At 64.9% G+C, this 18,297-nt stretch carries 18 protein-coding genes and 1 pseudogene; 7 read left to right on the top strand and 12 right to left on the bottom strand.

What is annotated here, in order from left to right; all coding sequences use genetic code 11:
* Positions 1-29: 29 nt before the first annotated feature.
* From PTQ19_RS11895 to PTQ19_RS11845, 11 genes and pseudogenes are all read right to left on the bottom strand, one after another.
* Complete coding sequence (locus PTQ19_RS11895) at positions 30-821, bottom strand: DUF2510 domain-containing protein (protein ID WP_274367488.1); 792 nt, start codon at positions 819-821, stop codon at positions 30-32.
* A gap of 371 nt (positions 822-1,192) precedes the next feature.
* Positions 1,193-2,125 carry an ROK family protein gene (locus PTQ19_RS11890; protein WP_222445932.1) on the bottom strand — a complete coding sequence of 311 codons (933 nt, stop codon included), beginning with the start codon at positions 2,123-2,125 and terminating at the stop codon, positions 1,193-1,195.
* Positions 2,122-3,795 carry an ABC transporter ATP-binding protein gene (locus PTQ19_RS11885; protein WP_222445933.1) on the bottom strand — a complete coding sequence of 558 codons (1,674 nt, stop codon included), beginning with the start codon at positions 3,793-3,795 and terminating at the stop codon, positions 2,122-2,124. Before PTQ19_RS11885 ends, PTQ19_RS11890 begins: the two co-directional genes overlap by 4 nt.
* Complete coding sequence (locus PTQ19_RS11880; protein WP_274367487.1) at positions 3,792-4,679, bottom strand: ABC transporter permease; 888 nt, start codon at positions 4,677-4,679, stop codon at positions 3,792-3,794. The genes PTQ19_RS11885 and PTQ19_RS11880 overlap by 4 nt, the downstream gene beginning before the upstream one ends.
* The gene (locus PTQ19_RS11875; RefSeq protein ID WP_222445935.1) at positions 4,676-5,683 is read right to left on the bottom strand and encodes an ABC transporter permease; all 1,008 of its coding nucleotides are present in this window, start codon (positions 5,681-5,683) and stop codon (positions 4,676-4,678) included. Before PTQ19_RS11875 ends, PTQ19_RS11880 begins: the two co-directional genes overlap by 4 nt.
* 44 nt (positions 5,684-5,727) lie before the next feature.
* Positions 5,728-7,542, bottom strand: a complete 1,815-nt coding sequence (locus PTQ19_RS11870; RefSeq protein ID WP_261393747.1) for a peptide ABC transporter substrate-binding protein — start codon at positions 7,540-7,542, stop codon at positions 5,728-5,730.
* A gap of 251 nt (positions 7,543-7,793) precedes the next feature.
* Positions 7,794-9,236 carry a M81 family metallopeptidase gene (locus PTQ19_RS11865; RefSeq protein ID WP_425313211.1) on the bottom strand — a complete coding sequence of 481 codons (1,443 nt, stop codon included), beginning with the start codon at positions 9,234-9,236 and terminating at the stop codon, positions 7,794-7,796.
* A gap of 100 nt (positions 9,237-9,336) precedes the next feature.
* Positions 9,337-10,518: an ROK family protein gene (locus tag PTQ19_RS11860; RefSeq protein WP_261393748.1), complete on the bottom strand. Its 1,182-nt coding sequence runs from the start codon at positions 10,516-10,518 to the stop codon at positions 9,337-9,339.
* Between the two features lie 120 nt (positions 10,519-10,638).
* Positions 10,639-10,884: pseudogene (locus tag PTQ19_RS11855) on the bottom strand (integrase core domain-containing protein); the annotation flags it as partial.
* Between the two features lie 331 nt (positions 10,885-11,215).
* Positions 11,216-12,112: a hypothetical protein gene (locus PTQ19_RS11850; protein WP_222445937.1), complete on the bottom strand. Its 897-nt coding sequence runs from the start codon at positions 12,110-12,112 to the stop codon at positions 11,216-11,218.
* A 165-nt stretch (positions 12,113-12,277) separates the two neighbouring features.
* Positions 12,278-12,850, bottom strand: coding sequence for a recombinase family protein (locus PTQ19_RS11845; RefSeq protein WP_222445938.1), 573 nt, complete (start codon positions 12,848-12,850; stop codon positions 12,278-12,280).
* Positions 12,851-13,057: 207 nt separating this feature from the next.
* Between PTQ19_RS11845 and PTQ19_RS11840 the strand changes: the two genes are divergently transcribed.
* From PTQ19_RS11840 to PTQ19_RS11810, 7 genes are all read left to right on the top strand, one after another.
* On the top strand, positions 13,058-13,894 hold the full coding sequence (locus PTQ19_RS11840; RefSeq protein ID WP_274367485.1) for a hypothetical protein: 837 nt from the start codon (positions 13,058-13,060) through the stop codon (positions 13,892-13,894).
* Between the two features lie 52 nt (positions 13,895-13,946).
* Positions 13,947-14,135 carry a hypothetical protein gene (locus tag PTQ19_RS11835; protein ID WP_274367484.1) on the top strand — a complete coding sequence of 63 codons (189 nt, stop codon included), beginning with the start codon at positions 13,947-13,949 and terminating at the stop codon, positions 14,133-14,135.
* Between the two features lie 36 nt (positions 14,136-14,171).
* Positions 14,172-14,957: a metallophosphoesterase gene (locus PTQ19_RS11830; protein WP_274367483.1), complete on the top strand. Its 786-nt coding sequence runs from the start codon at positions 14,172-14,174 to the stop codon at positions 14,955-14,957.
* Positions 14,958-15,218: 261 nt separating this feature from the next.
* Positions 15,219-15,512, top strand: a complete 294-nt coding sequence (locus PTQ19_RS11825; protein WP_274367482.1) for a hypothetical protein — start codon at positions 15,219-15,221, stop codon at positions 15,510-15,512.
* 31 nt (positions 15,513-15,543) lie between these two features.
* Positions 15,544-16,191, top strand: coding sequence for a GIY-YIG nuclease family protein (locus PTQ19_RS11820; RefSeq protein ID WP_274367481.1), 648 nt, complete (start codon positions 15,544-15,546; stop codon positions 16,189-16,191).
* Entirely contained in the window at positions 16,188-16,700 is a 513-nt protein-coding gene (locus PTQ19_RS11815; RefSeq protein ID WP_274367480.1) for a hypothetical protein, read from the top strand. The genes PTQ19_RS11820 and PTQ19_RS11815 overlap by 4 nt, the downstream gene beginning before the upstream one ends.
* 143 nt (positions 16,701-16,843) lie before the next feature.
* Positions 16,844-17,620 (top strand): DUF4839 domain-containing protein, encoded by a 777-nt coding sequence (locus PTQ19_RS11810; RefSeq protein WP_274367479.1) that lies wholly within the window; start codon positions 16,844-16,846, stop codon positions 17,618-17,620.
* Positions 17,621-18,030: 410 nt separating this feature from the next.
* Here the strand turns inward: PTQ19_RS11810 and PTQ19_RS11805 are convergent, their stop codons facing one another.
* Entirely contained in the window at positions 18,031-18,264 is a 234-nt protein-coding gene (locus PTQ19_RS11805) for a hypothetical protein (RefSeq protein WP_274367478.1), read from the bottom strand.
* Between the last annotated feature and the right edge of the window lie 33 nt (positions 18,265-18,297).

Raw genomic sequence — 18,297 nt, 5'->3', positions numbered from 1 at the left:
TGGGGTGCTGGGCGCTTCTCGTCTCCGTGTCAGTAGCAGGCGATCTCCGAGAGCCTGAAGGTATCCGCGCTGTCGTTGAAGTCCTGTAGGTGTGCCAACGCGCTCTCTTCGGGACGCACTTGGCCGAGGGCGTCGTTGGTCATTCCGACGACGGTGTCGCCCTGCAAGAGGCTGGCTTCGACGTAGAGCATGTTCGGGCAGCCGCTGATCGTCATGACCTCGTCATAGGAGCAGCGAGTGTATCCGCAGGTGTAGCTGCTCTTGTCGGCGAACCGGAAGTAGATGTTGCCGCTCTCGTAGATCGACCAGCCCAGGTCGGTCATCGTCGTGTCGGTGCTCTTCGTCGGGGGCTCTGCAGGCTCAGCGGGTGTCGCCGGCTCGATCTCCTCGCTACTGGCGTCTTCTGGCTCGTCGTCGGACGGCTCTTCGGCAGCCGGCGACGAGGAGCTCGACGGTGCGACCTCGGCCGGAGGGGTGAGCCCGACAGCGATGGTCACGACGATCGAGAACACGGTCGCGAGAGCGGACAGCACGATGCCGGTGACCGCACGCCCCTTGGGCTGGCGTTTCAGGAGGGCGCTTGCGCCAAGCGCGACCCCGATGACGCCGATGATCGCGCCGATAATCGGGAGCCAGCCAATCAGAAATGCGCCGATGCCGACGATCAACGCCGCCGTTGCGGACCCTGTGCGCGCTGTGGCGGGCCCCGCAGTGTGAGTCGTCGGCTGTGGTGACGGCTCTGACCAGGCAGAGCCGTCCCACCACTGCATCTCACCGGAGGGAGTCGGGTACCACCCTGGCGGCGGGAGCTGGCTCGTCATGGCCACAGCCTATCTATGAGGTGGTGCGCGGGTGCCCAGTCTTCGGAGAGCGGACAGCGAGAGAGAATCAGCGGACCTACACTTCTGATCTCAGCCTGCTATCGGTATGACTGCGTCCGTGTCCGGCCTCGTGCGCGCGATCTGTGGCAACACCAAGTGGGACCCGAACGACCCGAATGAGAGCACCGCCGAGCGTCCGCGGCTCGGCGGATGTGCTTGATGCGGCGCTACCGCGCAACGAGATCTTTAGGCGTCGACCTGATTTGGGCGTCAAGCCGATGCGTCCCATCCGCGTAGAGTTCGGCGGTCGCGTGGAAGAGCTCATCGCGAGCGTCCGCTGAGCGGCCCCGGGCAATAGCGTCGCGGTGCGCTCACGCCGGGACGCGACGACTGAGCGCCCGCGCCTCTGCCGCCGTTCCCACAGCACCCGCCCACTTGCCGAGACGTGCCGGGAGTATCCGCGGAACGTGGTGGAACGTCGCTCGCTCGGCCACCAGAGCGGTGGTGCGCTCCACGATGCGATGTGGGGCGCTCGCCAGCCCGCCGCCGATCACGATGACGCCCGGATCGACCAGTGCAAGCAGCGTGACGATCGCGTCTGCCAGCGCGCCCGCGCCGCGCTCGACAACCTCCTGGGCGCGCTCGTCACCCGTCTCGTACGCCGCCAGGAGGTGCTTGGGTGACCCGCTGCCACCTGCTGCGTGCCAGGCGCGCCGCAGAGCCGGCGCCCCTACCACCGTCTCCAGGCAGCCCTTCTGCCCGCATCTGCAGGCCATTCCGTCCGGCTCGACCACGATGTGCCCGAGCTCACCGGCGACGCCGTGCGCGCCATCGACGACGCATCCTGCGACGATGTGCGATCCTGCGATGCCGGTACCGAGCGCGAGCGTGAACACGTCGTTGGCACCCGCACCTGCTCCCCATCGGGCCTCGGCGACTGCAGCCGCGCGCCCGTCATTGATGACCGAGACCGGAACTCCCAGTCGGGCCGCAAGGTCCGGCCCGAGGGGAAGGCCGTCGAGCGCGGGCAGATTCGCCGAGCGCCGGACAGTGCCGGAGGTCTCGTCGACCAGTCCTGGGACCGCAACCGTGACGGCGACAAGTCGGTTCTCGCCTGTTACCTGCCGGGCGATCGCGGCAAGGCCCTGGACGGGGTCGTCAGCCGGCGTCGTTACACTGCCTTCGGCGAGCGCATTTGGCATCCGATCCGAATCGTCTGCGGAGGCAAGCCGATACTTCACGCTCGAGCCTCCGACATCGAGGCCGAGCACAACGGCAGCAGTCATCGCGGGCACTGCGATCACCCCACGCTCCTAGTTGCAAGGCGCGCGAGGCGGCGTTCGGACTGCACGGCCGGGTCGGGCACCGGAACGGATGCCAGCAGGCGTCGACTGTAGGGGTGTTCCGGATGCAGCAGGACGTTGTCGGTGCGACCGAGCTCGACGATCTGCCCGGCGTACATGACGGCCACGCGGTCGGAGAACTCATGCACGACAGCGAGGTCATGGCTGATGAATAGGCAGGCGAAGTGCATGCGCTGCTGCAGTTCGCGCAGCACCTTGAGCACGGCCGCTTGCACCGAGACATCGAGTGCGCTTGTTGGCTCGTCGGCGATGATCAGCTCCGGCTCCAGCGCGATGGCCCGCGCGAGGCCGATGCGCTGACGCTGACCACCGGATAGCTCGTGCGGATAGCGGGTCGCGTAGGCTGCGGGAAGCTCGACGGCCTCGAGCAGCTCGCTCACCCGTGCCGTCCGGTCGCGGCTCGAGATCGGATGGGTCGCCCGCTGCACGATGAGCGGTTCGGCGATGGCCTCAGCGATCGTGGTGCGCGGGTCGAGGCTCGAACCCGGATCCTGGAACACAGCTCCCACGCGACCGCGCAGACGACGCTCGTCGCGGCCGCGAGCACCGCCGCGGCCGACCTTCTTTCCGAACAGGTGTAGCTCGCCGCCCGACATCGGCGCGAGGCCCAGTGCGACCTTTCCGAGCGTCGACTTGCCTGATCCTGATTCGCCGACGAGCCCGAGAATCTCGCCCGGCGCGATATCGATCGACACTGCATCGAGGGCAGTGAAGATCTGACCTGCCTTGCGGTAGGTCACGCTCGCTTCACGCAGCGACAGCACCGGCGTCACCTCCGGGGCAGACGCGGGCTCAGTGAGTTCGACGGTGCCGGTCTCGGGCAACCGCGGCACAGCGGAGAGCAGGTGCTTGGTGTAGTCGGCCTCGGGCTGCTGCAGCACGCGCGCGGTCGTTCCGACCTCGACCATGTCACCGCGGTACATGACGGCCACCCGATCGGCGATATCGGCCACGACGCCCATGTTGTGGGTGACGAGCAGAAATGCCGTCCCCCGCTCGGTTGCCAGATCACGGATCAGATCGAGGATCTCGGCCTGCACGGTGACATCGAGGGCCGTCGTCGGCTCGTCGGCGATGATGAGCTTCGGCTCGCAGGCCAGAGCGATCGCGATCACGACGCGCTGTCGCTGGCCACCAGACATCTCATGCGCATAGCCGACCGCGCGACGCTCCGGCTCGGGAATGCCCACCCGGCGCAGCAGTTCGACGGCCTGCTTGCGGGCTTCGGACTTCGTCGCCTTGCCGTGGTTGAGCAGAGCCTCGGCGATCTGATCGCCGATGCGCATCGAGGGGTTCAGTGCCGTCATCGGCTCCTGGAAGATCATCGAGATCTCCTGCCCGCGCACGCCGTTCATCTGCGCCTCGGTCAGTGCGGTGAGCTCGCGACCGTCCATCACGATGGATCCTGTGCGGGTCGCTGTCGAGGGCAGCAGTTGGAGGATCGACATCGCGGTCACCGACTTGCCCGACCCTGACTCGCCGACAAGCGCCAGGACCTCGCCAGCGTTGATCTCGAGGTTGATGCCCTTGACCGCTTCGACCGGACCGCTGTCGGTGCGGAAGGTGACGCTCAGGTCACGGATACTCAGCAGAGGTGCGTTCGCGCTCAACGGTCGCGTCCCTTCACGTCGAAGAAGTCGCGTAGGCCGTCACCAATTGCGTTGAACGCGACGACGACCAGCACGATGCAGATGCCGGCGGGGAAGATCAGCCACCAGGCGCCCGCGTAGGTGTACTGCATGCCGCTTGTGAGCATGGCGCCCCAGTCGGTCGCGGGCTTCTGCAGTCCCATACCGAGGAACGAGACGTAGGCGACGAGGAGGATCGCATCGGCGACCTGGAACGTCGCGTTCACGACGATCGTTCCCACCGTGTTCGGCACGATGTGCTTCAGCACGGCGCGTCCGTGCGTGCCGCCCATCGCTCGCAGCGCCAGAACATACTCGCGCGACTTCAGTGAGATCGACTCGGCGCGCACCAGACGCGCCGGAACCAGCCACGAGACCAGACCAATCACGATGATCATCAGCGGCACCGATGGCTTCATGATCGCCGAGAGGATCAGCAGCAAGAATGTCGCGGGAATCGCGATACCGGCGTCGACGACACGCATCATCACGGCATCCATCGCACCGCCGACGTAGCCGGCGACGGCGCCCCAGAGTGTGCCGATTACGGTCGCCAGCACACCGGCGGCGAGACCGATCAGGATCGAGATCTGCCCGCCGATCATGAGGCGACCGAGCACGTCGTATCCGACGTCGTCCGTGCCGAGCGGGTGCCCGGCAGTGCCGGGAGGAAGCATCGTGTTTCTCAGGTCGGTGTGCACCTGATCGGTCGGGTGCACGAGCGGGCCGACGAAGCAGAAGAGCAGGAACAGCGCCAGGACGACGAGCCCGAACATCGCGAGCTTGTTCTGCCGGAACCGACGCATTCCGCGGAGGAACGGAGAGCCGGACGGGGAGCCGGCGAGGATCATTGTGGTGGTCGTCATGACAGCTCACCTCGGGTGCGGGGGTTCAGCAGCGCCTGCGTGAGGTCGGCCAGCAGTGAGCCGACGACCGTGGCGATAGCGATGACCATCACGCAGCCGAGCAGAACGGGGTAGTCGCCGGTCTGGGCGCTCGTCCAGAAGAGCAGCCCCATTCCGGGGTAGTTGAAGAGCGATTCGACGACGATCATGCCGCCGAACATTACGGGGAGGTAGTAGCCGAGCATCGCGACGACGGGCGTCAGTGAGTTGCGCACCACGTGGCGGCGGATGACCACCGACATCGGCGTTCCTTTCGCGCGTGCCGTGCGGACGTAGTCCTCCGAGAGGTTGTCGATCGTCGCCGAACGCATATAGCGCGAGATCGTCGCGATGATCCCGAGGGCGGCCGTTGCGATCGGAAGGATGAGCCCCGCCGGCTTCGACAGCACATCGGCGACCGTGTCGCCCTGGGGTGCGAGAGCCGGAGCCCACCGCAGCCACTGCGAGAAGATGATCACCAACACGAGGCCGAGGAAGAACGACGGCGTTGAGTAGATGATGAAGTTCCATGTTGTGAAGATGTAGTCGCCGATCTTGCCGCGGCGCATGGCCTGGTAGATGCCCATCGGGATGGCGATGAGCAGAGCCACCAGCATCGAGATGAGCGCCAGCACCAATGTCTTAGGCAGACGTTGGCCGATCGCATCGGCGACCGGGCGATTCAGCGTGAACGAATCGCCCAGGTCGCCGACAGCGAGTTGCGCGACGAAGTTAAGGTACTGCTGCCAGAGAGGCAGGTCATAGCCATTCGCCTTGTTGAAGGCGTCGATCTGCTCCTGCGTGGCCTGCATGCCCAGGATGCCCAGTGCCGGGCCCTGCGGCATGGCCAGGTGCAGCAGCGCGAAGACGATCAGCGTCACGATCAGGATGACGATGACGCCTTGGACGATTCTCCGGGCCAGGAACTTCCAGATCCCGAAGCGATTGCTCGTCGTCCGTGTCGTACTTCGCGCTGCTTGCGCCATGGTTGTGCCTTTGCTTTTACTTCGTCGTCGCGGAGGTGTTCAGCTCACTTGGTCCAGGACCAGCGCTGCGGGAAGAACGACGCACCCGGGTCCTGGTGCGCGATGTCCAGGCCGTCCTTGATGACCGAGACCTGGTACACCGGGTTGGGCATCCACATCACGGGCAGGTCGGTGGCCAGTAGAGCCGAGTACTTCTGAGCGATCTCCGAGTCGGTGGAAGCGGTCATCTGGTTGATGAGCTCTTCGGCCTCGGGGTTGTCGTACTGACCGGCGTTCCACTTGGTGTCCTTGGCGAAGACCCGCTCACCCGTCGGGTAGGCGGGGAAGTACCACGAGCCGGCCGTGCCGAAGAAAACGAGCTCCCACGAGCAGGTGGTCGAGCCCTCAGCCTTGCACGACTGCGCCTCGGTGAGCACCGAGTCCAGCGGCTTGGCGTCGATTGTCATCGCGACGCCCACCTTGGCGAGCGACGACTGGATCTCTGCCATCATGTTGTCGGTTTCCTGCGAGCCGTTCTGCGTGGTGACGACGATCTCAGCCTTCGTACCCGCGGCGATGCCGTCGCCGCACGCTGCGTCGCCGACACCGGGCGTGGTGCACTCGAAGATGCCGTCGGAGTTCTTCGTCCATCCGTGGTTCGAGAACAGCTCTTCTGCCTTCTCCTGATCAAAGGGGTAGGGGTTGTTCTTCTGCTCGTCCGAGAGGTAGGCCGAGTCCTGGGTCTGCGGCACGGGGCCATAGTCGGGAGTCGCAGCGCCGTGCCAGACGACCTCGGAGATGGTCTCCTGGTCGACGGCGTGCTGCAGTGCCTGACGCACATAAAGCTGCTTGTAGAACGCGCCCTTGTCCGGGTTGGCGAAGTTGTAGGGCATGTAGGTGATCGACCAGCCGGCCCACGGCTCGACCTTGTAGCCGAGGTCGGTGAACTGCTGCTCATTGGTGAGTTGCGCACTGGTGACGTAGCCGTAGTCGACCTCACCCGAGCGCACGGCGTTCATCTCCGCGTCCGCCGAGGTGAAGGGAAGGAAGGTGACCTCGGCGATCGAGGGCTTGTCCTCGCCGGTGTACTCCTTGTTCGCGGTGAGCACGACCTCACCCGAGTCCGACCAGCTCTTGACCGTGTATGGTCCCGAGACGGTCTTCCACAGCTCGTTCGTGGCGTAGGTCTTCATGTCCTTCGCCTCGGCGAAGAGGTAGTCGAAGACCTCGACGGCCGTCGCGCTGTCGCGGTCGAAGTCACCGATCTCGCCGTCTGCGCTGGTCTTGTCCCACGCGTGCTGTGGCATGGGGTAGACGAGGCTGAGCTGGTTGGCGAGCAGGAACTCCTCGTTGTAAACCTTGTCGAAGGTCAGCGTGAAGTTCTTGTCGTCGACGATCTCGAAGGCCGTGATGTTGTCGGGGATGCGGCCGGCCGAGTAGCCTCCGGTCTTCTCAGCGTTGAAACGCACGAGGTTGTACCAGAACTCGACGTCGCGCGAGGTGACGGGTTCTCCGTCCGACCAGTTGAGGTCGTTGAGCGTGATGGTGACCGACAGGTTGTCGTCACTGAACTTGTAGGACTTCGCGGCGGAGGCCTTCTGGTCCCACTCCATCTTTCCGCTTGTGCCGTTGTACTCGAACAGACGCGGCCACATGGTGGCCTTGATCGCGCTGTTGTGCGTGGCCATCGTGTCGGGGCTCGAGATCGGCAGGATCCAGTTGGGTCCCGTGCCTGCCGGCAGGGCGTAGCTGACCGAGTCCTTGGCGTCGGCACTGCCGGTGCCTTCGCCGCCGGATGCCGCGCATCCGGTCACGACGAGAGCCGCCGCTGCCATGAAGCTCAGGGGAGCTACGAGCCGTCGCATCGCTGACTTGCGCATTAAACCTCCTTGTTTACACGGTCGAGACGAGCATTGGTTCGTAGTTTTCTCGACGCAGTTTCAATTATTCACGAAGAAAGTCTGCTTGCAATGTTTACCTAGTTACGGTTGAGTAACTAACTTTTTATGATTTCGAATGAAGTGAATACTGCGTGCAGCGTCTCCGTGGATTCACGCACCACAGCACGCTCGCGGCAGAGCTCGCGACTGTCCCTCCAGACGCGGGGACGATCGCGAGCTCGGGTGCGTGATCAGCCGAAGAGACGTGCGGAGAGCTCCGGATCGCCGTCGAAGCTGTCGAAGGGGAACATTGGTCGCTGGATGCGGTGATGCCCGAGCCGCTGCAGATCCTGGTCTACGCCACCGGGCGTTAGCGCCAGCGTCCATCCGTGCTGTGCGTCGTAGAGGGTCGGTTCGAGGTAGCCGATCTTGGTGACGACGATCTGCGCGGTTGCAGGGTCGAGTCCGATCGAGGTGAAGTCGGCGATCTCGTGGTACGCCTTGCGGAACTCGGTGATGATCGCGTACAGGCCGCCGACGCGGATCACGGCAATCCCTCCTGCGTCGACGTCTCCCTCGTGCAGGCTGTGGAGCACGCCTGTGATCTCAACCGGGCCGTGCGGGCCGTGGTCGACACGGGCGCCGGCGGTGACGGTGACCGTCTCTCCGACGGTGCGCCGGCGCAGTTCGGCGAGCGCTCCCTTGTCGAAGATTGAGCCGACCAGCACGGTGGGCGCACCCTCGGTGGTGAGGCGCTCGTCCTGCAGTAGCTGGGCGAGCGTCCAGGTCACGTCGCCCGTGCCTCCGGCGCCCGGGTTGTCGCCCGAGTCGCTGATGAAGTAGGGAGTGTCGACCGCGGCGAGCCCCGCGTCTACCCCCTCGGCGAGGGTTCCCGGAGGGCCGACGAACTCGAAGTCGTCGCGCACGTTCCAGAAGGCCTGCCCCAGTTCTTCGGCTCCCGTCGCGATCGCCCCATCATCGGTGCCGGTCACCACGACGACGCCGTGGCAACGCGGCTCATCGGCCCAGGCGTAGCCGATCCAGATCGCGGCGTCGATGATACCCGGCCGCTGCTCGACCTCGTCGATGCGGGCGTAGAGGCTCTTCGCCGGCTCGACGCGGGTCGAGGTCTTCTCGCCCGGAAGCAATATTGGCACCATGACGTGCGCCCTGCGTGGCTTCGTGCCCTGCTGCAACGCCTCGATGAGGTTCTTGATCGCACGGTCACGGGTCTCCCACGTGTCTTCGTGGGGCGCGAGTCGATAGCAGGTGATGATGTCGACCTGCGAGACGAGAGGGTCGGAGACGTTGCCGTGCAGGTCCATGGAGGCCGAGACGATCGCGTCGGCGCCGATCACCTCACGGATGGCCGTGATGAGGTCGCCTTCGGCGTCTTCGAAGCCGTCGACGCTCATCGCACCGTGGATGTCGAAGAAGAGTCCGTCGAGCGGAGCCTCGGCGACGAGCGTGCGCAGTCCGTCGAGAATGCGGGCCTTGATCTCGTCGTAGACCTCGCGCAGCACGGCTCCACCGGGGATCGCGCGAGCGTAGTAGACGGGCAGCCATTCGGCGGCATCGAGGTGGGTGCCGTCGCGGAACGAGGTGTATCGCTGCACCAGGTCGTCGCCTTCGAAACGCTGGAAGTCGCGCGCTTCGGCGCGGTGGGGGGAGAACGTGCTCGATTCGATGGCCATACCGGCGATCGCGATGCGCGGAAGAGGTCGCTGAGTCACACTCCCAGCTTAGGCCGAGTTCGAATCTCTTACAGAGAAATCTTTGCGAAGATGTGCGACTTTATTCGATACTGGAGATTTGTGTGCGGAGTTGCCGATCGATCTGCGCGGGCTCCAAGAGCACGGCGAGCAGGGCATCACCCACGCCGCGAGCTCCGCCGAGGGGACCGGCGGCCGAGATGCTGATCTCGAGCAAGTCGGTCGACATTGGCAGGCACAACGTGTAGATCGCCTGACGGACTCCGGCGACGAAAGCATCCGCGGTTGCGAGCTGGCCGCCGATCGCGAGCACCTGCGGATTGAAGAAGTTGATGATCGTGGCGAGCACTTCACCCGTGCGCTGACCTGCCTCGCGTAGCAGCCCCGTGGCCCGGGGATGTGCATCGATCGCGAGGGCGAGCACGTCCTCGAGGTGATCGACGGCGACGCCGGCCTCGCGCAGCGCATCGACGATCGCCGATCCGCTGGCGACGACATCGAGGCATCCAACTCGTCCGCAGGAGCAGATCACGGGTGGCGCATCGGCGAGAGCCACGTGGCTGATGTCCCCGGCAACGCCGCGGAAGCCTCGGTAGAGCTCGCCGCCGGCGATGATGCCGCAGCCGATACCGGACCCCGCCTTCACGAACACGAGCTCGCTGACGCGCTGCCCACGTTCGACGAACTCTCCCATCGCCATCGCGTTAGCGTCATTCTCGACGTGCGCGGGGAGTTTGGTGATCTCCCGCAGCACGTCGGCGACGACAACGCCGTTCCAGCCAGGCATGCGCATGGGGGCGAGCAATCGTCCATCGCGCGAGTCGACGGGACCAGGCAGACTCATCGCTACACCTTCGATGCGGATCCCATCGTGCTCGGCGGCGAGTTCTTGCACAGCAGCCCAGATGCTGACCAGCACGCTGCGGGGGCCGTCGAGCAGCGAGAGCGGACGGGTAGCGTCGGCGAGTACGTCTCCGCGGCGATTCATCAGTACATAGGTGACGTGCCGTTCACCGAGGTCGATGGCCGCGATGGCCGTTTCTCCGGCGCGGACCGCCAGCATGCGAGGGCGGCGTCCCCCCTTGGAGGCGCCATGGCCGGTCTCTTCGAGGTAGCCATGGGCCAGGAGCTCGTCGACCCGCATGGCGACGGTCGAGGCGCTGAGACCGGTCAGTCTGCTGAGGTCGGCTCGTGATTGGGCGCGCCCGTTCAGCACGAGGCGGAACAGCTCCCCGGCGCTCGGTGTGCTCGTGACGTGCATCATCAGACCTCCAACTTGAATCCTTCAACGATACGGGTAACCGGGGCACTTGTGTCGAGCACCGCACGATCTTTCTTCATTCTCGTAAGTAAGGAACGGGTGGTGTGGACCGTGGCATTGGGTGTGATGTCCAGGCAGGTTGTTGAGCCTGCTGATGGGTGGGGCTCCGATCGCTGAGTGGTGTCTGTGATGATTGTAGAAGTGAGGCCAGCTGGGTAGCGCGGCTCGACGTTCTGCCTCGGACTCGTAGAAGCGGGCGTGGTCCCAGCCATCGGCGAGGGTGCGGTGGAATCGTTCGATCTTGCCGTTTGTCCGTGCCCGATAGGGGCGTGTGCGCTTGTGTCGGATCCCGAGCGCTGCGCAGGCGTCTTGCGAGACGTAGGACCTATGAAGGTCTTCGCCCGCCAGCAGATCACACGCGATTTGCACACCAACGTCCCTAGACATCACACCTACCCCAGTCGCTAGGCGGTGCTTCAACGTCACTCTCGTCCTGTCCGTATCAGCCCGACGCTCGTCGGGACACGAGGGCTTAGCCGGACGTCGCCGACTATGACTAGGGAGGCATGAGTTCGACCGAAGTACGCAAAGATCGGCGGCTCGTGCTCTATCGACCGAGCGATCTCGACGCATTCGTCGAGTCGAAGCTGGTGGGCTATCAACGCCGTACGCACCACCCGCGCCTTCAGCAGGACCGAGTTCAATCGGAAGGGGCCGCCGCGTCCCAACGTGAGCGCGCGGCCTCCTCGTCCAGCGCTGTCACTGCCGTGTCCTCTTCACGCTCGATGTCACCTAGCTGAAACTCCAAGTCGGTTGCACGACGCAGACCCTCTAACGCGGCAACGAGTACCGATCGATTCGGAAGGTCGCCTTCCGTAATCGTCCATCCCGCGAGCGAAAGTTCACCTCGCGACAAACTGCTGACTCTAGCCTGCGCGACAGCGAGGGATGGAACGGAGCCAGCGATCAAAGCGCGCAAGAAGGACTCAGTAGTCTGTTCCGGCGCAAGTCGGAAGATGGGGCGCGGAGCGGGCCGTCGCGGCTGGATGGCGTTGAGATAAGCCTCGCCGATGTTTGCTGCAGCGGGCCGGCTGCCGCAGTTCGAAAGGAAACTTGCCAAGAATCTCTGGCCTAGCATTGCGGCATCTACCACAAGCGCGTAGCGAAGCCGTCGGAGCTCGTCATCCGTGAGCTTCGCGATCGCCGATACTTGACCACCGAGATGTTCGTCGAACGACGCTTGGACTCCCGAGATGACGGCTTCAGTGTTTTCGTCAGCCCATGACCGCACCTGAGCTAGAACCTCGGCGCGAGTCTGTTCGATCTCGGTCGTTACGGCAACGAAGCGACGGGTTGCCCTGATCACTCGCTCCTCGGAGGGCGTGAGCCGGACGATTACACGCATCTCATCAATCTTGTCGTGTAGCAGTCGAGCCATCGCGCTGGGAGCTACTTGTGAGAATTGCAGATGAACTCTCACGCGGTCGGACGCTGTTTTTGCTTCGCTGAGCGCAGCACCTACGTCGCGCGAACTATGATTAAGTAGGCGAATCAACACTTGCGGATCTAGGGTTCCCAGGTCTTCATGGTCTGCCATGGCTACATTCTCTCCCCTGGCAGACACTCACACCTTTAGCCTCACCAGTTCTTGCTGAGCATTGAACGCTTCGGACGTGTCAGTTCCGTGCGGCGGCGTGCACACGCGCGACAACTTAGATCGCGTTGTTCGTTACCTCCAGGTCGCTCACCGTATGCGCTCAGGCTATTCTTCCGCGCCAGCACGCTCCACAGCGCGGTAGACCGTTGAGCGCGCTACCCCGAACTCTGATGCCAGTTCAGCGGTGGTGTGCTCGCCCGCACGGTACAGAGCTACCAGGTGCTTTTCCTGGGTGGGGGAGAGCTTCGGTTGCTTGCCGCGTAGCCGGCCTTTGGCCTTGGCGACCTGCATCCCCTCGCGCGTCCGCATCCTGATGAGGTCCGCTTCGAACTCGGCGAAGGTCGCGAGGATGTTAAACAGCATCTTGCCCATCGGGTCCGTCGGATCGTAGGCGCTGTTGCCGAGCTGCAGGGTGACGTCCTGCTCGGCCAGCTCGTCGGCGATCTCGCGAGCGTCGCGGATGGAGCGTGCCAGTCGGTCGAGCTTGGTCACCACCAGCACGTCGCCGGCGCGGACCGCTGCCAACGCCTTCTCCAGGCCAGGCCGCGAGCGGTTGGTGCCGGTCAAGCCGTGGTCGACGTACACGTTCTTCTTCTCGACGCCGAGGCCTGCGAGCAGGTCGAGCTGGGCGGCCAAATCCTGTTGCGCCGTGGAGACGCGCGCGTATCCGATCCTCATGCTTCATTGTTTCATTTGTGGCCCCTTGGCCGGGCATTTATGCGGGCGGGTCTAATGGGACGTTTCTGCCCGCGTGGATACGCGGATCACGCTGATGCGCAGAGTGTCCCGTAGGACGGTCGGCTTGCGGACGCGGTGCCGAACCGGGTTGCCCGGAGCGCCGCGCGGCCAACCAAGGTCGTGGCCAGGGAGAGGGAGGATGTGCCTATGGAAACTGGGGAGCGCTGGGCCTACCGTGCAAGAAGCATCGATCCGCTCGTCGAGGTCGAGGTGAAGCGACACGGGACGCAGAAGCCTGCCCGCGTGCTCGTCGGCTTCATCGGCGACGACGCCGAGGGACGTGAAGACTGGGTTCCGCCCGCACGCCTGAAGGTGCGATGGTCGGAGGTCGCCGCGTTCGAAGCGCTTGAGGCTAACTGGAGAGCGATCGAGACACATCCCGAACTGCGTCACACCCCCGAGGAGTACGCCGCTGACCAGGTGATGTCCATCGTGTTTGACTGGTCGCAGGTGTCGCTCGGGGGGCGCCGCTCAAACGTTGCCTGCATCACTGACGTGCAGGAGGTCGCGCGACGACTCGACCTCGACGAAGCTGACCTCCGAGCGGCGCCCGAGTCGTTCGAGGACGACGGCAGGCTGGTTGTTCCTTGGAGAACGGTCGAGCTCATCGCGCTTCGCGTGTGCGAGCTGTTTCCCGACCGCATCTTGCGGGCGGTCGAAGAGGAAGAAGCGCGGGTCCGTCATACCTCGATGCACGGCGAGAGGTGTTGGAGCGGTTCGCGCTCCTTCTTCGTCGAGCCGGAGCGTGTAGCGGAGCTGGATGAGGAACCGTACGGAAGGCCAAAGCGAGACCTCATCCGCGAGTGGTGTGGGCAGGAGGCGATCGTTCGCAGAGACGAACTCAGGGCGCTCCGGGAGGAAGTCATGCGTGTCGACGGTCTCCTGTCCGAGGCGATCAGAACGCTCCAGGAGGCGGGCCTCAAGGATCAGGCGGCGAGCCTGGAGCACCGATCCGGAGCTGCACTCGCCGAGGTTCGTGAGTGACGAGGGCCGCTGCGTTGGCGGCGCTGGGGCCGACGTCCCTCGGCTGTGCGTCTTGAGTGCTCGCGACATCCAGCAGACACTCTGGGACAAGGGATTCCTGCGCGTCGCAGCGGCATTCGACTGCCCCATTGCGGCGGACGCCATTGCCAACGACGCCGTGATCCTCAACTCCGACCGCGACTTCGGATACATCGAGTTGGCAACCGAGGGCCTGCTCCGGCAGGAGTACGTGGCCGTCTGACCCTTCGACCCGCCGTTCCCGATCCTCAAGGACAGCATGCCCACCTTCGCCATCTCCGACATCCACGGCCACGCCCTGCAGCTGCGCCGGGCGCTGGCAACGATCCCGCTGCAGGACCCGAGAACACAGCTCGTCCTTCTCGGCGACTACATCGACCGGGGCCCCGATTCCTTCGGTGTGCTTGAGCTAGTCCGGCAGGTTCAGCACGACTACCCGGATCAGGTCACAGCGTTGGCCGGCAACCACGACCGTTGGTTCCTCGACTGGCTCGACGGCGACGATGACGAACTCAACTGGCTGATGAACGATATCGACCTGGGCACAGTGAAGTCGTTGCTGGATCCGATGGCGCTTGCCCGGGCCCTCGGGCACGAGGAGCCGACCTCCGACGCGTCGAGCCTGGACGGCCCGACGATGAACCACAACATCAAGACTGCCGTCCGGGCGCGGCACGGAGAACTGATCGTCTGGATACGCGCGCTGCCACTTGTCCACGAGACCGGGTCGCACGTCTTCGTGCACGCCGGCGTCGACGAAGAGGCGGGTGACCTCTGGCGCCACGGAACGTCGGAGCACGTCTTCACCGAGAAGTTCCCCGCGACCACGGGCCCCATGCTGATCGGCAAGAGGATCGTCGCCGGCCATGTGGGCACCGCGTTACTACACGGCAGAGGGCTGCGAGGTGATTCCCAAACCCACGGAGTCTTCGCTGATGAGGGTCACCTCTACATCGACGGCAGCGTCGAGACCACAGGTCTGCTGAACGTGCTGCGCATCGACGACGACGGAGAGTGGTCAGAGACCGCAGTGGGCCTGGGCTGACGCCGGCGACATCCCCTCCCGCTCGCCTCGCTGGTAGGCAGCCGGCGGCCACACCGTGCACCGTGCACCGCGCACCGTGCACCGAACTCCGAACGCATGCCGGCTCGGTGGACGCGCGGCGGAGGCCGCGCCTGGAGGGGTCCTGAGATGCGGACGAATGCCCGCTGCGTGCGGTCAAGATCATGATCACTAGAGACGACGCGTGCGCGCAGCTGAGCGCTGCGATCGATTCCCACTCGACAGACTTCCATACCGCGGCCATTGAGGGGCCGGGCCGCGGCCGGGTCGCAGCAGGACGGCGACGACGTCAGCATCGTCGCTGTGCTGGGGCTCGTTCAGAGCTTCCTGGCAGCACGTGGCATCCCTGCGATCGACAACAGAGAGGACCTCGACGCGTTCGAGTTCTGGCTGGCCGTCGCAGGTCTGTCCATCCCGTGGGATCCCTACCGCGGCAACAGAGCATCAGCCGAAGAGCACTTGCGCGCCGCTGTCGTCGCCGGCAAGACCAAGGCGGGCTTCGCCGAGTGGTGGGACGACCAGATCGGGACGTTCTGACACAGGCGAACACCTCAGTAGAGTCGCTCACATGACCAAGGTGCCTCCGCTACAAGACCTCACCGCGGCCGCCATCGACGCGCTCACCGGTGAGCGATGGTCAATCAGGGATGCCGCGCAGCATGTCCCCGCGCGTCCCGGCCTGTATGCCATCTACGGCGATGAGCAGGCCTGGCTGGATCTTGGGCTCGGGGCGGCCTACGACCAGCCGCTCTATGTCGGCAAGGCCGAGAAGAGCCTGGTCTCCCGTGACCTGAACGGCCACTTCGCCACGAACCCGAAGTCCGCGCCGCGCACCGGCGGCTCCACCGTGCGCCGGTCGTTCGCCGCTCTCCTGCGCGATGCTCTCGATCAGCAGGCCGTCCCACGGAATCTCGCCAAGCCCGAGCGCTTCGCCAACTACGGTCTCGCCGAAGGCGGAGACGCGCGCCTGAACGAGTGGATGCATGCCAGGCTCACGCTGGCGGTCTGGTCGGCGCCGGCGGGCATGACTGTGCCGCTGGGAGATGTCGAAAGCGCGGTCATCGTGCGCTTCACGCCGCCGATCAACCTCGACAAGAACCCCGGCAAGCTCGCACGGCTCTCTGCCGCGCGGGCCGACATGGCCGCCGAGGCATCACGATGGCGCGCTGAAGACTCTCTTGCCCATCCTCCGATCGATGGAAGGCTCACTCCATGACCACCTCGCGTCTCGACGAGCGCCGCATCCGTGCCGCGATCGCTGCCTTCGATCTCATTGAGACGGAGGTCCGGCCGCACCTGGCTGCCGGCGGCAACCTGTGGACCAAGGGGTCAGGAGGGTACCCGCGCCGGCTTCGGCAGATGCTGATCGCGCTCGACAAGGGTCATGCGGTGACCTTCGCGACCCGGGACGCGATGCAGCTGTCGCAGGGCGAACGGAAGACCGAGCACGTCATCCCGTTCAAGCGGATCATCGTCGAGATCGTCGACCCGAGCCAGGCGGATCCGCGGTCGAACACGCACCGCGAGCCGATCGCTGGAGGACCTGCCACGTCGCCCGAGCACCTGCTGTCGATCTTCGATCAGCTCCTGCTGAAGTGCTGGGTCACCAAGGACGAACACGACCGGCTGAATCGCGCCGGCCGGAGCCTTCAGTGGGATGCGCCTGATGGCGACGGCTGGGCGCGGTATCGCCTCGCAGACGTGGTCGCCCACCCGCTCGCCTAGCCGTTGTGTGCGGGTCATGCCGAAACCCTCGACCAAGATGAGAGCTGATGCACGCGCTCGTCGTTGGACCCGCCGTCTGGCCGATATGCTCACAATGACCCGGCGGTGAGCTGTTCTCCCGGGATCTGGGGAGGGAGAGCCGGATGACGGACAGTGACGTGCGCGGTGGGACTGAGAGTGCGACCGAGGCCGTGAAGTACGAGACCAGGAGCGCTCAGACGGTCCGCGGTACCGAGAAGCTCATGATCTCGAAGTGGGAGAAAGACGGCTGGGAGCTCGTCACCCAGAACACCGGCAAGCTCCGAACTGAGCTCGTCTTCCGACGCCCCAAACCTCCGTTCCCGTGGAAGCCGCTCGCGATCATCGGCGGTGTGCTCGTGGTCCTGGGCATCTTCATCGCGATCATGGTCGCCGTCACCGGCGGCGACGAGAATGACGCCCCGGCGCCGGCGGACACCTCCAGCTCCGAAGCTGTCGCGCCGCGAGACGAGCCGTCGGAAGAGCCTGAGGAGCCCATCGCGACGGCTCCCGCCGAGGAGGCTCCGCTGACGGTCGAGAACAACGCCGACCTTGCTGCTCTGCTCACCGGTCCTCAGGACGGCCCCACCGTCGAGGCCTTCGCTCAGCAGTACGCCGGCCAGCTGATCGAGTTCGATGGCTCGATCGGGGCGATGAACAACCACGAGGGCTATACGACCCGATACGACATCCTCATCTCCTACGGCGACTACAGCGAGACTCATTCGAACGGCGGTCCGAGCTTCCAGTTCCGCGATGTGAACATCACGAACGACCTGCACTTCATGGGTGACGTTCCCGACACGATCGGTGTCGGCACCAACGTGCACGTCATCGCTCGGGTCGGATCGTTCAAGGAGCCGCTGTTCCAGCTAGAGCCGGTGGAGACCCGCGTGCGCTGAGTCGGGGCCGCTCTGGAGGGGCGACCGCTGATCTACTGGTCGATCCGCTCGGTGTCGGCGAGAAACTCTCCATCCAGGTGGGCTGACCCCGCTTCTGTCGGTGGCTCGAGAGTTCCGCTCACCCGCAGAGAACTTCGGCGCAAACGCGAGTTGGTGCGGCGGCCGAGGTGGCGGCGGTGGGGTGCGCGTGCGTGATGGGTGTTCCGCGCGGTGGAGTGCGTGTCTGCGGTCTTGGTGCTCTACCGCTTCGCGGCGGATGCGGTGTGCGCGGCCATCCAACTGTTCTCAGGCCTGTTGGGCCGAGATGCCATCGGCTCGACGAGCCAGAGCAGAGAAGAAGCGAGAGCCCCATCGCTGCGTGCGATGGGGCTCTCTCGTTAGCGTGCGGATTCGAAGACCTCGCGAATGACTCACGCGCGTTCTGGCGAGATTCTCGGCGCCGTGTTGACGCTTCTGATGATGTCCGCGAGGTACGGCGGTTTCGGAAGGGCCAATCCCAGTCGGTCGAAGTCCTCCTCGGTCATCGGAGGGTACGGCTGCGGATCTTGGACAGGCGTGGTCGGCTCATCGAGTTCTGCGCTCGTGTTGTCGGAGATATCTGATGAGCCCTCAAGCGAACTGTCTTCGTGCAGTTGATCGTCCATGTTTGACCGTCGCTTCGACTACCAGCTAGGAGA

Origin of the sequence: Microbacterium esteraromaticum, from assembly GCF_028747645.1 — a bacterium.
Taxonomy (GTDB): domain Bacteria; phylum Actinomycetota; class Actinomycetes; order Actinomycetales; family Microbacteriaceae; genus Microbacterium; species Microbacterium esteraromaticum_C.
Note: the sequence above shows the minus strand (reverse complement) of the source record. Positions and strands in the feature narration are given on the sequence as shown.

What these genes read in the sequence shown, in the direction of transcription:
- PTQ19_RS11850 (WP_222445937.1), bottom strand. Translation starts at nt 12,112, where the DNA reads ATGGCAGACCATGAAGACCTGGGAACCCTAGATCCGCAAGTGTTGATT.
- PTQ19_RS11865 (WP_425313211.1), bottom strand. Translation starts at nt 9,236, where the DNA reads ATGGCCATCGAATCGAGCACGTTCTCCCCCCACCGCGCCGAAGCGCGC.
- PTQ19_RS11815 (WP_274367480.1), top strand. Translation starts at nt 16,188, where the DNA reads ATGACCACCTCGCGTCTCGACGAGCGCCGCATCCGTGCCGCGATCGCT.
- PTQ19_RS11880 (WP_274367487.1), bottom strand. Translation starts at nt 4,679, where the DNA reads ATGACGACCACCACAATGATCCTCGCCGGCTCCCCGTCCGGCTCTCCG.
- PTQ19_RS11845 (WP_222445938.1), bottom strand. Translation starts at nt 12,850, where the DNA reads ATGAGGATCGGATACGCGCGCGTCTCCACGGCGCAACAGGATTTGGCC.
- PTQ19_RS11830 (WP_274367483.1), top strand. Translation starts at nt 14,172, where the DNA reads ATGCCCACCTTCGCCATCTCCGACATCCACGGCCACGCCCTGCAGCTG.
- PTQ19_RS11820 (WP_274367481.1), top strand. Translation starts at nt 15,544, where the DNA reads ATGACCAAGGTGCCTCCGCTACAAGACCTCACCGCGGCCGCCATCGAC.
- PTQ19_RS11805 (WP_274367478.1), bottom strand. Translation starts at nt 18,264, where the DNA reads ATGGACGATCAACTGCACGAAGACAGTTCGCTTGAGGGCTCATCAGAT.
- PTQ19_RS11895 (WP_274367488.1), bottom strand. Translation starts at nt 821, where the DNA reads ATGACGAGCCAGCTCCCGCCGCCAGGGTGGTACCCGACTCCCTCCGGT.
- PTQ19_RS11810 (WP_274367479.1), top strand. Translation starts at nt 16,844, where the DNA reads ATGACGGACAGTGACGTGCGCGGTGGGACTGAGAGTGCGACCGAGGCC.
- PTQ19_RS11860 (WP_261393748.1), bottom strand. Translation starts at nt 10,518, where the DNA reads ATGATGCACGTCACGAGCACACCGAGCGCCGGGGAGCTGTTCCGCCTC.
- PTQ19_RS11840 (WP_274367485.1), top strand. Translation starts at nt 13,058, where the DNA reads ATGGAAACTGGGGAGCGCTGGGCCTACCGTGCAAGAAGCATCGATCCG.
- PTQ19_RS11875 (WP_222445935.1), bottom strand. Translation starts at nt 5,683, where the DNA reads ATGGCGCAAGCAGCGCGAAGTACGACACGGACGACGAGCAATCGCTTC.
- PTQ19_RS11870 (WP_261393747.1), bottom strand. Translation starts at nt 7,542, where the DNA reads ATGCGCAAGTCAGCGATGCGACGGCTCGTAGCTCCCCTGAGCTTCATG.